The organism is Chitinophaga sp., assembly GCF_036566945.1.
GTDB lineage: Bacteria > Bacteroidota > Bacteroidia > Chitinophagales > Chitinophagaceae > Chitinophaga.
On record NZ_DATCVJ010000612.1, the window covers coordinates 1 to 15,124 of the forward strand.

The following is a 15,124-nucleotide window of genomic DNA, read 5'->3' on the forward strand; positions in this document are numbered from 1 at the left end:
TTATGGCCGGAGGCGCAGTAAGTAATTCCACCTATACCAGCAGTAAAGACACCGGTGTTAAACCGGGTAGTTACCTGTTCCCGTTTATTTTAGTAACCAGCCTGTTTTTTTTATGGGGCCTGGCCTATGGTCTGCTGGACGTGCTGAACAAGCATTTCCAGGAAGTATTGAACATTACGACCAAGCGTTCCACTTTATTACAGGGTGCCTATTTTGGTGCTTACTTCCTGATGGCTTTGCCGGCGGGAATGTTCATGAACAAATTTGGCTACAAGAAAGGAATTATCCTGGGACTGTTGCTCTATGCTACCGGCGCGTTCCTTTTTTATCCGGCCGCCAGTGCGCTTAATTTTGATTTCTTTTTGCTGGCATTATTTATACTGGCCTGTGGATTAGCTTGTCTGGAAACGGCTGCCAATCCTTATGTAACAGTATTGGGTGCGGTAGAAACTTCTGAGCAACGTTTAAATTTATCGCAGTGCTTTAATGGCCTGGGCTCCTTCCTCGGACCTATTATTGGTGGTAAATTATTTTTCGGCGCAGGCAAAGGAGATCTTAGCACAGTACAGATGACCTATATCGTTATTGGTATAGTAGTATTGCTGATTGCTACTTTCTTCTACAAAACACCACTGCCGGAAATTAAAGAAGCAGAACAGGAAGGTAAAGCAGTAATGGAAGATACCCGTCCGCTTTTTGCTCACCGGCATTTTGTACTCGGCGTGGTAGCACAGTTCTTCTATGTGGCAGCACAGGTAGGTGTGGGCGCGTTGTTTATTAACTACGTAACGGCTTACTGGCATGGCATTACCACTGAAAAAGCCTCTTACCTGTTAGCAGTTGGGATGGCGTTATTCATGGGCGGTCGCTTTGTGGGTACAGCACTGATGCGTAAAATTGCGCCTAACCAGTTGCTGGCATTGTATGCGTTTATCAACGTATTATTATGCGCCTTTGTGATGACCGGCGATGGTGCAGCATCTGTATACGCCCTGATCGCGGTGTTCTTCTTCATGTCTATTATGTTCCCAACCATTTTTGCATTGGGCGTAAAAGATCTGGGAAAACATACCAAGCGGGGTGCTTCCTTCCAGGTAATGTCAATTGTAGGCGGTGCATCCGTACCTTATGTAATGGGTATTGTAACAGAATGGCAGTCACTCGCTATCTCTTACGGCATTCCTACTTTTTGCTTTGCGATCGTATTCCTGTACGGTTGGAAAGGTTATAAAAGAGTATAATCAGCTGATTTCTTTTTAATACTTAATCCGCAAAATCATGTAACTTCCTTACACAAAAGAGGACACCATGGTTTTGCGGATTTTTATTTCCTATGCTTGCTGCTTCCTGCTGGTAAACACGCTGTTTGCCCAGGGGCGTCCCGATACCCGCCGGGCGTCTTCTTCCCTGCAACTATCCATCAAACATGTAATGGGACAACAACCGCTGGTCAGGCAACAGGTTACTTATACCAATGCTGCCGGAGAGCCATTTACCATTAGCCGTTTCCGTTATTTCCTCAGTAATTTTTCATTGGAAACCGTTCATGGAGAAAAGGTGGTTTTGCCGCCGGTTTATTTTTTGGTAGATGATGCCATTGATACCTCTAAAACAATTCGCCTGGATAGCGTTCCTGCCGGGCAATATAAAAGCATTCAATTCCTGATCGGAGTAGACAGTATCCGCAATATGAGCGGGGTGCAATCGGGCGCACTGTCGGTAGAAACCGGCATGTTCTGGACCTGGAACAGCGGCTATATCATGGCGCAGATAGAAGGGCATTCTCCGGTGATTACTTCGCCCACCCAGGAATTTTTATTTCATGCCGGTGGCTATAAATCAAAAGACCAGGTGCTCAAATATGTATCACTTCCCTTTCCGCAACCACTGGCCATCGCTGCCGATAGGCAACCTCGTATTCAACTGACCGCCGATGTGGAAAAATGGTTTGTACCTGATACCGTCAGTTTTAAAAACATAGCGGTGATCATGGCGCCGGGAGTGAAAGCAAGACAGGTAGCTGGTAATTATCAGCATATGTTTCAGATGACGGGCATATCAAATTAACAAGGAGCATCATTGCATGACGCGTAAAACAACATATATCATAGGGGCTTTTTGCTTGTTGCTCATCCTGGTACAGGCGGGCACAAAAAAGAACAATATCGGTGGCCCTGAACCTTACCTGCTGCAGCTGCCCGCACATTTCCCGAAACCCGTGTATGATTTTTCCCGCAATCCGCTCACCAAACCTGGTGTAGCGTTGGGGCGGTTTATGTTTTATGATTTCCGGCTTTCAAAAGATAGTACCGTTTCCTGTGGCTTCTGTCATCAGCAGTTCGCGGCATTTGGTCATTTTGATCATGCGCTGGCACATGGGGTAGCCGGACAACAAGGCACCCGTTCCGTTCCGGTATTGTTTAACATGATCTGGCAAAAAGCATTTATGTGGGACGGCGGTGTTAATCACCTGGAAATACAACCACTTACGCCGCTGACAGACCGTAATGAAATGGCTGGCGATCTGAAAGAACTGATTCAGAAAATGCAGGCCGATACTGCCTACCGCAGCAAGTTTAAAGCGGCTTTTGGTTCAGAAGAAATTACCAGCGAACGTATGTTCAAAGCATTTACCCAGTTTATTGCCACTATGGTATCCGCCAGTTCCCGGTATGATAGTGTTATGTTGAAGCTGCCGGGTGCTGTTTTTTCGGAAGAAGAAAAGGCAGGGTATACTATTTTCCAGGAAAAGTGCGCGGGCTGTCATAAAGAACCGCTATTTACAGATTTAACCTATCGCAGCAACGGGCTGCCTTACCTGCCGGCCCTGAATGATGTAGGCAGAATGAAAATCACCGGCAATACAGATGATAATCTTCGTTTTAAGGTGCCTTCTCTGCGAAATATCCTTAAGAGCTCCCCTTATATGCACGACGGTCGTTTTTTCGATATTTACCAGGTATTTGACTTCTACGATCATGGTGTACAGGCTACTACCACTACCGACCCGTTGGTGAAGAATGGTATCCGGTTATCGGACAAAGAAAAGAGACAGCTGTATTTCTTTTTGAATACACTCACAGACTATTCGTTTATCAGCAATCCGGGGTTGAGTGAGGTGTTGATTGATTAGTATCAAACGATGGTCACCTTTACGCCCAGGTCTTCCATTTTCTTTATCACGTGTTCGCCTACACCTTGATCGGTGATGACTTCATCGATATCTTCCAGTCCGCAGATACGGCCAAATCCTCTTTTGCCGAATTTGCTGGAATCCGCTAGCACAATGGTTTTCTGCGCCGTTGCCATCATCTTTTGGTTCAGGTGCGCTTCCATGATATTGGTGGTAGTAAGACCAAACTCCAGGTCAATGCCATCTACACCGAGGAATAGTTTACTGCAGGAAAAATCTTCCAGTATTTTTTCCGCATAGGACCCGGTAACGGAAGTAGAGCTGTTACGAAGATGCCCACCGAGTTGTATGACTTCTATCTCCGGGCGACGCAGCAATTCCAGCGCTACGTTCAGTGCCGCGGTGATCACCGTGAGATGTCCTTTGGGTTGTATATTTTTTGCCAATGCCAGCACCGAAGTACCGGAGGCAATAATAATCGCATCGTTGGGGACAATGAGTGCAGCCGCAGCCAAACTAATGCTATGCTTCTCTTCCCGGCGGATATTTTCCTTTTCGTTGACCGGTTTGTCGATCGTATAAGGATTTTGCACCGTTGCCCCGCCATGTGAACGGAATAGCAGTGACTTATCCTCCAGTAGTTTGAGGTCTTTTCGTATAGTCACTCCCGATACATCCAGTTCCTTACAGAGTTCCAATACATTGACGTATCCTTTCTCCTGTAGTTTACCAAGGATAAACTTATGACGTTCTGCGATATTAATCATAGACATATCGGATAAAATTAACGTATTAAAATGTGTTGTTACGGAATTGCCGGAAAATATGCCCCCTGCGAAGGTTCCTCAAATTTGCTTTCACTTCCTTATTTATGATTGCATATTAAGGAAATTATAGCGATCACATCTTATTAGTTTGATAAAATTTGAAATAAAAAGAAAATATTTTAAAGGATAGTAAGATGTGGTTATATGTGTAATATGCTATTATACAATATTTTAATAAATTTCCTTTTGTTCTCTTTCCATTTATCCATCCTATTGTAGTTTTTTTCATTTTATTTTCTATTTTGGTTTCAAATTATTTCTTTTTCTTTTTATTACTATTGCGTCCGAGATAAATGAAACTATTTAAAAGTCATTGAACTATAAAATGAAGAGAATTGAATCAATCAGGCAATTAAAGGAAGCAGGTAAACAACCCTGGGATCTTATCATCATCGGAGGCGGGGCGACTGGTCTGGGTATAGCCATGGATGCCGCCACCAGGAATTACAGGACGTTATTACTGGAGCAGGCCGACTTTGCCAAGGGTACTTCCAGCCGTAGTACAAAACTGGTACATGGCGGCGTAAGATACCTGGCGCAGGGCGACATTGCCCTCGTACGGGAAGCACTATACGAAAGAGGATTGCTACTGAACAATGCACCGCACCTCGCACACAACCAGCAGTTTATTATTCCGCAGTATAACTGGTGGCAAGGGCCATTTTATACGATCGGTCTGAAAATATATGATCTCCTTTCCGGTAAACTGAGCCTGGGCCGCTCCCGGCATATTGGCCGGAAGGAAGTGATCCGGCGGCTACCCACCATTCGTCCCGAAGGGTTGAAAGGAGGTATTGTTTATCACGATGGTCAGTTCGATGATGCCCGTCTCGCTGTGAACATTGCACAAACGGCCGTTGAAAACGGCGCCGTATTGCTGAATTATTTCAAAGTGAACGGTCTGCTGAAAAACACTAGTGGCAAGATCTGCGGCGTTCGCACTACCGATCTCGACACCAATGAAACGTTTGAACTGGCGGCTAAAACAGTGATCAATGCCACCGGCGTTTTTGTAGATGAAGTGTTACAACTCGATAATCCTGCTGCTCCCAATATGGTAAAGCCCAGTCAGGGCGTACACGTAGTATTGGAGGCTTCATTTCTGAACAGCAGCAGTGCGATCATGATTCCAAAAACCGATGATGGCCGCGTATTATTTGCAGTGCCCTGGCACAACAAAGTATTGCTGGGCACCACGGATACACCACTGGATGCACATAGCCTGGAGCCTATTGCACTGGAAGAAGAGATCAGCTTTATTTTAAATACTGCCGGTAAATATCTTTCCCGTCCACCTGCCCGTACAGATGTACTCAGCGTATTTGCAGGGCTGCGCCCACTGGCAGCGCCACAGAAAGCAACCGGCAGCACCAAGGAAATTTCCCGCAGTCATAAAATACTCGTAGCACCTTCCGGCCTGATTACGATCACCGGCGGCAAATGGACCACCTTCCGCAGAATGGCAGAAGATGTGATGGAGCAGGTCATTAAAACAGGTGGATTGATACCTGCTGCCTGCAAAACAAAATCACTGCGTATTCATGGGTATCAGCAACAACCTTCTGCCATTGCACCGCTGGATGTTTACGGCAGCGAAGCTGCCAGGATACAGGCTTTTGTGGTGGTGCATCCCGAAATGAAAGGACAGCTGCATCCGCGGCTGCCTTACATCAAGGCGCAGGTGATCTGGGCAGTACAGCATGAAATGGCGCAAACCGTAGAAGACGTGCTGGCCAGACGTTTACGCGCCCTGTTCCTCGATGCCCAGGCTGCTATAGAAATGGCGCCCTTAGTTGCCGGTATCATGGCGGTAGAAATGGGCAAGGACAATGTATGGCAACAAAAACAGGTAGCAGATTTCTTACAGGTAGCACAACATTATGTGCTGAAAAATGGTACTACCCATCAACAGCTGAAAATAACGGTATAGTATATACGAACAATAGAACCACGTAACATCCACGTAGAAAAAAGAAAAACATGATCAAATACGTTATGGCCATGGATCAGGGCACAACCAGCTCCAGAGCCATTATTTTCGACCAATCAGGCGCTGTTATTTCCACGGCACAGAAAGAATTTACCCAGCTTTTTCCACAACCCGGCTGGGTGGAACATGACCCTGCAGAGATCTGGAGCAGCCAGATCGGCGTAGCTACCGAAGCGATGGCCAAAGTAGGATTGGAGGGTGGCAACATCGCTGCCATCGGTATCACCAACCAACGGGAAACTACCATTGTATGGGATCGCGAAACTGGTAAACCCATATACAACGCCATTGTATGGCAGGACCGGAGAACCGCTGACTATTGCGATACCCTCAAAGCCGATGGGATGGAAAACAACGTGCGTGAAAAAACAGGATTAGTGATCGACGCCTATTTCTCCGGTACCAAAATAAAATGGATCCTCGACAACGTATCCGGGGCACGGGAACGGGCCAACGAAGGTAAGCTCGCCTTTGGAACCGTAGACGCCTGGCTCGTCTGGAACCTTACCCATGGCGCAGTGCATGCCACCGATATTACCAATGCTTCCCGCACCCTGCTGTTTAATATCCACACACAGGAATGGGATACGGATTTACTTGCCTTACTGGATATTCCGGCATCTATGTTACCGGAAGTAAAGCAATCGAGTGAAGTATGCGGAGAAACGGCGCCGGGCATTTTTGCGGTGCAGATACCTATTGCAGGTATTGCAGGAGATCAGCATGCTGCACTTTTCGGACAGATGTGTACCGCGCCGGGCATGGTGAAAAATACCTATGGCACCGGTTGTTTTATGCTCATGAACATCGGTGATACCCCCATCCTCAGTAAAAATAATTTGCTGACAACAGTGGCCTGGAAAGTAAACGGGCAGGTACAATATGCATTGGAAGGCAGCATTTTCATTGCCGGCGCCATTGTACAGTGGCTGCGGGATGGACTGGGTATTATCCGTTCTTCTTCTGAAGTAGAAGCGCTGGCGGCAAGCGTGGCGCAAAACGATGGGGTATACCTGGTGCCTGCCTTTGCGGGACTCGGCGCACCACATTGGGATCAGCATGCGCGTGGCACACTTGTAGGATTGACACGTGGTTCTTCCGCAGCGCATATTGCACGTGCTGCATTGGAAAGCATCGCTTACCAGACGCGTGATGTATTGAAGGCGATGGAAGCAGATGCCAATATCAGTATCCGGGAATTGCGGGTAGATGGGGGCGCCACCGGGAACAATCTGCTGATGCAGTTTCAGGCAGATATCCTGCAAACGCAGGTAGTGCGTCCGGGTATTACGGAAACCACCGCGCTGGGAGCTGCTTACCTGGCTGGTTTGGCTACCGGCTACTGGCAAAACCTGGAAGAGATCAGCCGTCAGTGGCAACAGGAAAAGTGCTTTTCTCCTGAATTGCCGTCTGCGCAGCGGGAGGAATGGATCAATGGATGGAACCGGGCGGTGAATGCCGCTAAATCATGGGCTCAACAATAAAAATCTATACATATGTCTCCTTATTTAGCTGAATTAATGGGTACTGCATTGCTGCTGTTGCTGGGCAACGGCGTGGTGGCAAACGTGGTACTGCATCATACGAAAGGCAACAACAGCGGCTGGATCGTCATCACTACCGGCTGGGCGCTGGCCGTATTTGTAGGAGTGGTGCTGGCTGGCCCATATAGTGGCGCACACCTGAATCCTGCGGTCACCATTGCGCTGGCAACAGCGGGTAAATTTAACTGGGCAGATGTGCCAGGCTTTATTGCCATGCAGATGCTGGGCGCCATGCTCGGTACTTCCCTGGTATGGCTTAATTATAAAGATCATCTGAACAATACACCGGACGTAGGTTTACAGCGCGCAGTATTTTGCACGGAGCCGGCTATACGAAATGTAGGCAGGAATTTTATCTGTGAAGCCACCGGCACATTTGTGTTGCTATTCACCATTTTCTATTTCACCAATGCAGAACTCGGCGCAGAAAAAACGCCGGTTGGTCTTGGTTCTCTCGGTGCATTGCCGGTGTCTTTACTGGTATGGTCTATCGGCTTATCGCTGGGAGGTACTACCGGTTATGCCATCAATCCGGCGAGGGATCTGGGACCGCGCATTATGTATGCCCTGTTGCCGATTAAAGGAAAAGGTCACAGCGACTGGCGCTATGCCTGGGTGCCTGTACTGGGACCAGTGGTGGGTGCCGCATTGGCCGCTTTACTATTCCTGTCACTGAAGTAAATAACGTACACCTATATACGTCATTCCCAACGTTAGAAAAACCGGTATCCCGGAAAATAGAATGAAAAAACAAGTCAACCTTTCTCTTATTGGCTGCGCAGCTGCGATAGCTGCCATCAGTGTGATCAGCGCCTGTAAAACAACAAAGTCTTCCACCTCTGCGCACAGTGGTTATCCATCTTTTTACAAGGTGGGGCATCGTGGTACCCGTGGACTGATGCCGGAAAATACCATCCCTGCTATGTACAAAGGATTGGAAACCGGCGCCAATACTATTGAATTTGATGTACATATTACCAAAGACGGACAGGTAGTGGTGTATCATGATGCATCCTTTACGCCATCGTATACCACTACACCGGAAGGAAAAGATATCCCGGCGGAGAAGCGCGCAGATTATACTTTTTACCAGATGAACTACGCGGACATCAGGCCGTTTATTATCGGTGAGAAATTTTATCCCGCCTATCCCGAACAACAGAAGATGCGTTCTTATGCACCACTGCTGTCAGATATGATCGACTCCGTAGAAGCCTATACGAAAGTTCATCATCTGCCGAAGGCTTACTACCTGCTGGAAATAAAATCATCTGCCAAAACAGATGGTAAAGAACAACCCGCACCGGAAGAATATATCGACAAGCTGATGGCTGTAAAACAATTGCAGCCACTGGGCCAGCGCCTGTTGATACAGTCGTTCGATATGCGTCCGTTACAGGTCATACAACGCAGGTATCCGGCTATAAAACTGGGATTTCTGACAGATGATAAAACGAACGGATTCGAACAACACCTGGATCAACTTGGCTTTACACCGTTCTTCTATAATCCTTCTTATAAGCTGGTAACGCCGGAGCTGATAAAGAAATGCCATGATAAAAATATTCAGATTGTTCCATGGACGATAGACGACGTTAATGAAATGAAAAAACTGAAAGCATTGGGTGTAGACGGCATTATTACCGACTACCCGAACCGGCTGAAGGAAGCAGGGATATGACCATCATTTAATCAACCAGAAAACAAAAAAAACAAACACACGTATGAAATTCTTTTCACGATTCCGCGGGTCGAAACCGGCTGTTTTCCTATTGCTATGTCTTGGGATCATCGGCGGGAGTAGCTTTTCCCTGCAGGCGCAGAACATCCCCGTTACCGGAAGGGTAACCGCCGCCAACGGCACACCGCTGATTGGCGTAAACGTACAGATTGCCGGTACTTCCAAAGGCGCTGCCACTGATATTGAGGGCGCTTTTAAACTGGCCGTGCCTGCCGGCGCTACCCTTAAATTTACTTTTGTCGGTTATCTGCCAAAAGAAGTAAAAGTTAAAGGACCACAGGTACTGGTAGTATTACAGGAAGATATCCAGAAGCTCAACGACGTAGTGGTAGTAGGCTACGGCACACAAAAGAAAGCTACCCTCACCGGTGCCATTACTACGGTGCAAATGAGTGATAAGGATGGTCAGCCACTGACCAACGCGAGTAACGCGCTGCACGGTGTTCCGGGCGTATTTGCCAACCTGAGTAACAGTCAGCCGGGTGTGGACCGCAGTACGATCCGTATCAGGGGTGTCAATACTTTTGGCAGCACCGATCCCAGGGCCAACGAACCGATGGTATTGGTAGATGGTATCGAATACTCCATGGATGAACTGAATCCGAATGATATTGAAACCATCACGGTATTGAAAGACGCCGCCGCAGCGATTTATGGCTCCCGTAGTTCCAATGGCGTTATCCTCGTGACCACCAAAAAAGGAAGAGGTACTTCCCGGGTCAATTACAGCTATTATTATGGTCAGCAGAAAGCTACTTTCCTGCCGGATGTAATCACAGACCCTATCGCCTATATGAAGCTGAAAAACCAGGCCCTGGCCAATGAAGGAAAGGCGCAGGAATATGCGGATGCAGATATCGCCGAATATGAACAAGGTATGAAATCAGATCCCTTTACTTATCCTGCAAACGATTGGTATAAAATAGCGTTGAATAATGGCGTCATCAAGAAACATGATCTGAACATTTCCGGTAGCGCGGAGAAATACCAGTATCGGCTGTCGCTGGGTTATCTCGACAGAAACGGAATTCTCTTTGGACCCGGTAACCATGAGAAGAAATACTCCGTAGGGCTGAATGCTTCTATGGATCTAAGCAAACGGTTGCGTGCCGGCATTACCCTGGATGGCTATTACAGAAATTACACCACGCCATTTTATACCGATACCTGGACTTACCTGGCCCGTACTTTACCAATCCTGACAGATACGTTGCCAGATGGTCGTTATGGTAATTCCTGGCTCCGCACAGCGGGCCGTAATAACTGGGAAAACCCACGCATGCTGGCTTATAACGGTTTACAAACGAAAGTTGTACAACGTTTCCTGACCACTGTTTTTGCGGAATACAAATTACCATTTGATATCAACTACAATATCAAATTTGGGGTGGACAAGTATGATGGTATGCTGAGTGGTTTCACGCCACGTATGCAAACGTTTAATCCAAAAACCGGCGCTGCAACCAACTGGAACAGTCCTGCTACCGCTCCCAGATCGGCCAAGGCAGACTATAACGATATGAACATTCATTTCTATAATACGCTGGACTGGAAACGTTCGTTCAAAGAGAAACACAACCTCTCTGTGATGTTGGGTGCGAGCTATGATAATTTTGACTCCGATTCCTGGGGCACCAGTATGTACGGCTACCTCGATGGTACCCTGGATGCATTAAACGCCGGTACCGTCTGGAATGCGACCAATGGTAATTATACGCGCGATGTACTCGAATCATATTTTGGTCGTTTGAATTACGACTATGACGGCAGGTATTTGCTGGAAGCCACTTTCCGTTATGATGGTTCCAGCCGCCTTGGTAAGGATAGCCGCTGGGCATTTTTCCCATCTGTGTCTGCCGGCTGGCGTATAGACAAGGAAGCCTTCTTTCACTCTGATTTTGTGAATGTGCTGAAACTTCGTGCTTCTGCGGGAGTATTGGGCAACCAGGCCGTACCGCTTTACAGTACACAGGCATCTGTTGTATTGGGCGAGGACTATAGCTTTGGTGGCGTGCTGAACTCCGGGGCTGCAAAAACAACAGATGCAGATTCTACGCTCAGATGGGAAACTACCAACGCCTATAATATAGGTGCTGATGTGAATTTCTGGAAAAATCGTATAGGCCTTACCGTAGATGCGTATAAGAAACGCACCAATGGAATTTTGCGTACCGTTGGAATACCTTCCCAGGTAGGTAACCTGGCGGGCGCCAAACAAAACGTGGGGGTAGTGGACAATACCGGTATTGAAGCTACGGTACAGTATCGTGACCAGTTTGGCGGTGTTGAACTGAATGTGTATGGAACCATGGGGTACAACAAAAATGAAGTGATAGATCTGCGTGGTGAAATTCTTTATGGCAGTGGCACCATTACACAGGCCGGATCTCCTATAGATGCTTATTACATGTTACAGTCAGAAGGAATTTTTCAGACGAAAGAAGAAGTAGACAAGAGTGCGAAGCAGTCGGCCAATACCAAACCCGGCTATATTAAGTTCAAAGACGTGAACAACGATGGTATTATCAATGGAGAAGACCGGGTCATCGTTAACAGTTCTTCCTCTGTACCTAAATATACGTATGCCTTTGGCTTCAATGTGGACTACAAAGGCTTTAGTCTGAATGCTGCCTTCCAGGGTATTGCAGGTATCAAAGCATTACCAACAGCTAACCTGGCGTATCCTTTCAATAACGGCGCCAATGCTACGAAAGAATGGCTCACCGATGCGTGGACACCAGAGAACACGAATGCACGCTTGCCGATCGTTACCACCAGTACCGGCAGTATCGACAATTTCCAGCGTTCTACTTTCTGGTTGCGGGATAACTCTTATTTAAGATTGAAGAATATACAACTGGGCTATGCGTTGCCACAGCAATGGTTATCGAAAGTGAAGATTCAGAAGGTAAATGTATTTATCAATGCGGAGAACCTGCTGACGTTCTCCCGTTATAAGGACTTCGATCCGGAATCCGTACTGAATGCTACTACCTTGTATACTTATCCTATGTTGAAAACCTTCAACGGTGGTATTAATGTTACGTTCTAAACATCAAATGCAAAACAACATGAAAAAGATATATCTCCTACTTTCCTGCGCGGGTTTCCTGGCGGCAGGTTGCAACAAGAGTCTGCTGGAGACCTCGCCGCATGACCGTTACACAGAAGAAACTTTCTGGCAAACACCGGAGGCTGCCAATGCCGGACTGGTAGGCTGTTACTCTGTATTACGCAATGCAGGTATCTATGGTGGTAAAACATCCAACAATGCGACTGCACTCTGGGAGGAAACGCTTTCGCCCAATGCTTATAATCAAACGGATGCATTGAGTTTTAACTCCATTGCCCGTGGTACCCAGATGTCTAATACCGGTGGCATCGTAACGGGTCGTTATTCAGATTGCTACGGTGGTATTGGCCGTTGTAATACCTTCCTGGCAAAGGTAGATGAAGTAACTGCGCTGGATGATGCCAGCAGGCGCAGAATGAAAGGCGAGGCTTATTTCCTGCGGGCGCTGTATTACTTCCTGTTGCAGAATTATTACGGTGCAGTACCCCTGATACTGGATCCACCCGATAAGACGGCTCAGGCAGAACTGCCACGTACACCGCGTGCGGAAGTGGTAACGCGTGTGCTGATTGATCTGGACAGTGCGGCAGCCATATTACCGGTGAAGTTCACCGGCACCGATCTGGGACGTGCTACCAAAGGTGCTGCCATGGCGTTGAAGGCAAGAGTGTTGCTGTATGAAGCGAGTCCTTTGTTAAATACAGCGAATGATCCTGCCAAATGGAAAGCAGCTGCCGATGCGGCCAAAGCAGTGATGAACCTGGGCGGCACCGGATATGATCTTTTTGCAAACTACAGAGCGTTGTTTTTACAGCCTAATGAAAATAACAAAGAAGTTATTTTTGATGTGCAGTATATTTTTCCACAACAGGGCAGTTCGTTTGATCTCATCTGCACACAGTACAATACCAATGCACCTTTGCTGGATCTGGCAAAAACATACTACACCATTAAAGGTTTACCTATTACAGATCCGGCGTCCGGGTATAAGGCAGATAGTCCGTATATCCGCCGTGATCCGCGTTTATATGGCACCTTTACTTATCCGGGAGATATGTACCGCGGGGCGACTATCAATGCGACGCGTTTTGCCATCACCGGTTATGGTATGAAGAAGTATAGTCTTTACGACAGTGTGGCGCCGCCGAAAGATAAATCTGATCTGAAAGACGGTCAGTCTGATATTAATTTCATTGTATTGCGGTATGCGGATATCCTGATGATGTACGCGGAGGCGCAGAATGAAGTGAGTGGTCCGGATGCGACTATTTTTGCGGCACTTAACAGAATACGTGATAGAGTGGGCATGCCTCATTTCTCTGAAACCTTATCCAAAGAGGCGTTGCGGGAAGAGATCCGTCATGAGCGGCGTGTGGAATTTGCCGGAGAAGGATTGTATTACAATGATATCCGTCGTTGGAAAACTGCTGAAACCGTGATGAATGCTACTATTCAGAACTACAATGCGAAGAATATCGAAACACGCACATTCGATAAGAACCGTGATTATTGGTGGCCTATTCCATTGGGAGAAAAAGACCTGAACCCTAATCTGGAACAGAATACGGGTTATTAATTATGGCACCATAAAAAAAGCTTCCGCTATCACGTGATAGCGGAAGCTTTTTTTATGGAGATCTTATTTTTTCGCTTTCTGCTTCTTCCAGCAATCTTCTGCATGATCATCTACCATCCCGGTGGCCTGCATATACGCATAACAAATAGTAGACCCCACAAATTTAAATCCGCGTTTCAGCAAGTCCTTGCTCATGGCGTCTGAGATAGCCGTTTTAGCAGGAACACCCGACATGCCTTTGTAATGATTCACAATAGGCTGATGGTTAACAAATGACCAGATATACTGATCGAAGCTGCCGAATTCTTTTTGAACGGCCAGGAAAGCCTTCGCATTCGTAATGACGGAATTTATTTTCAGGCGGTTGCGGATGATGCCTTCATTCTGCATCAGCTGTTCCACCTTTTTTTCGTCATACTTTATTATTTTTTTGGCATCCCATTTATCGAATGCTTTGCGGTAATTTTCTCTTTTAGTTAGCACGGTATACCAGCTCAGGCCGGCCTGTGCGCCTTCCAGACAAAGCATTTCGAAGAGATGTTGGTCATCATGATTAGGAGTACCCCATTCTTCATCGTGGTAGTGCTGGTATAATTTGTCTTTGGTAGACCAGCTACACCTTATTTTTTCTACAGTTCCCATTCGCCAATAATTTGGTTAACCTTTGTTTTATAGATCTCAAGGTCGGAAATTGTCTGATTAATAAAGCTATTATCTTCCAGGCTGCCAATAACTGCATTCATTTCCTTTTCGCTTTCATAGGCCAGCTGACGGAAAGGATTTTTATAGTCTTTTTCCCTGGAGCGTTTTATCTGTACGGTGATCCATTCCATGGTCAGCGCCGAATCGTTCATCCATTGGGCCAGGTCTGCCGTGGTCATGTTTTTCAGGGCTACTTCTTTGATGTCGAGTAAACAGGCAACGGCGTGTTGCAGTTTATCTGCTGCATATTCGTTGCCTATTTCTTCGTAGGCAGCATGCAGCTGAGGCCAGCCACTGATCTTGTTCTTTTTGATTTTTGTTTTAAGAAGAGCCACTGTTTCCGCTTTCATCAGCTGTCCGCCTATATTCAGCCAGTCGCCACGTTTGGCGGTTTTTACCGCTGCCTGTAAGGCGAGGAAAGAAGGTTTGCTGGCTGCCAGGATATTTTTGATACCGTATAGTACAATCATCTCCTGAAACAAAGGATAGGCACGATGTACTTTCAGCAGTTCCACATCCCGGGAGCTGTTCTCAAAAC

The 15,124-nt window shown here is 46.8% G+C and carries 11 protein-coding genes and 1 pseudogene; 9 read left to right on the plus strand and 3 right to left on the minus strand.

Going from position 1 to position 15,124, the window contains the following annotated elements:
* The 3 genes from VIP81_RS18700 to VIP81_RS18710 all read left to right on the plus strand — a co-directional run.
* Nucleotides 1-1,241, plus strand: a 1,241-nt coding sequence (locus VIP81_RS18700; RefSeq protein ID WP_331964413.1) for a sugar MFS transporter, incomplete at its 5' end; no start/stop codon positions are given.
* 67 nt (nt 1,242-1,308) lie between these two features.
* Nucleotides 1,309-2,067: an MbnP family protein gene (locus tag VIP81_RS18705; protein ID WP_331964416.1), complete on the plus strand. Its 759-nt coding sequence runs from the start codon at nt 1,309-1,311 to the stop codon at nt 2,065-2,067.
* 16 nt (nt 2,068-2,083) lie between these two features.
* Entirely contained in the window at nt 2,084-3,133 is a 1,050-nt protein-coding gene (locus tag VIP81_RS18710; RefSeq protein ID WP_331964419.1) for a cytochrome-c peroxidase, read from the plus strand.
* Nucleotides 3,134-3,135: 2 nt separating this feature from the next.
* On the opposite strand, the gene VIP81_RS18715 is transcribed toward VIP81_RS18710, so the two are convergent.
* Nucleotides 3,136-3,906, minus strand: coding sequence for a DeoR/GlpR family DNA-binding transcription regulator (locus VIP81_RS18715; protein ID WP_331964422.1), 771 nt, complete (start codon nt 3,904-3,906; stop codon nt 3,136-3,138).
* 379 nt (nt 3,907-4,285) lie between these two features.
* Between VIP81_RS18715 and VIP81_RS18720 the strand changes: the two genes are divergently transcribed.
* The 6 genes from VIP81_RS18720 (at nt 4,286) to VIP81_RS18745 (ending at nt 13,884) form a co-directional block, all read left to right on the plus strand.
* Entirely contained in the window at nt 4,286-5,890 is a 1,605-nt protein-coding gene (locus tag VIP81_RS18720) for a glycerol-3-phosphate dehydrogenase/oxidase (RefSeq protein WP_331964425.1), read from the plus strand.
* A 50-nt stretch (nt 5,891-5,940) separates the two neighbouring features.
* On the plus strand, nt 5,941-7,434 hold the full coding sequence (glpK, locus tag VIP81_RS18725) for a glycerol kinase GlpK (protein WP_331964428.1): 1,494 nt from the start codon (nt 5,941-5,943) through the stop codon (nt 7,432-7,434).
* 12 nt (nt 7,435-7,446) lie between these two features.
* Nucleotides 7,447-8,175, plus strand: a complete 729-nt coding sequence (locus VIP81_RS18730) for an MIP/aquaporin family protein (protein ID WP_331964431.1) — start codon at nt 7,447-7,449, stop codon at nt 8,173-8,175.
* A 61-nt stretch (nt 8,176-8,236) separates the two neighbouring features.
* A complete protein-coding gene (locus VIP81_RS18735; RefSeq protein ID WP_331964434.1) occupies nt 8,237-9,175 on the plus strand; it encodes a glycerophosphodiester phosphodiesterase family protein in 939 nt (312 codons plus the stop codon).
* Nucleotides 9,176-9,218: 43 nt separating this feature from the next.
* A complete protein-coding gene (locus VIP81_RS18740) occupies nt 9,219-12,287 on the plus strand; it encodes a TonB-dependent receptor (RefSeq protein ID WP_331964437.1) in 3,069 nt (1,022 codons plus the stop codon).
* Between the two features lie 19 nt (nt 12,288-12,306).
* The gene (locus VIP81_RS18745) at nt 12,307-13,884 is read left to right on the plus strand and encodes a RagB/SusD family nutrient uptake outer membrane protein (protein ID WP_331964440.1); all 1,578 of its coding nucleotides are present in this window, start codon (nt 12,307-12,309) and stop codon (nt 13,882-13,884) included.
* 63 nt (nt 13,885-13,947) lie between these two features.
* Here VIP81_RS18745 and VIP81_RS18750 read toward each other — a convergent pair whose 3' ends face one another.
* Together VIP81_RS18750 and VIP81_RS18755 are read right to left on the minus strand one after the other, a co-directional pair.
* Entirely contained in the window at nt 13,948-14,526 is a 579-nt protein-coding gene (locus VIP81_RS18750) for a DNA-3-methyladenine glycosylase I (protein ID WP_331964444.1), read from the minus strand.
* Nucleotides 14,514-15,124 (minus strand): annotated as a pseudogene (locus VIP81_RS18755) (DUF4954 domain-containing protein); the annotation flags it as partial. The pseudogene VIP81_RS18755 and the gene VIP81_RS18750, both read right to left, overlap by 13 nt.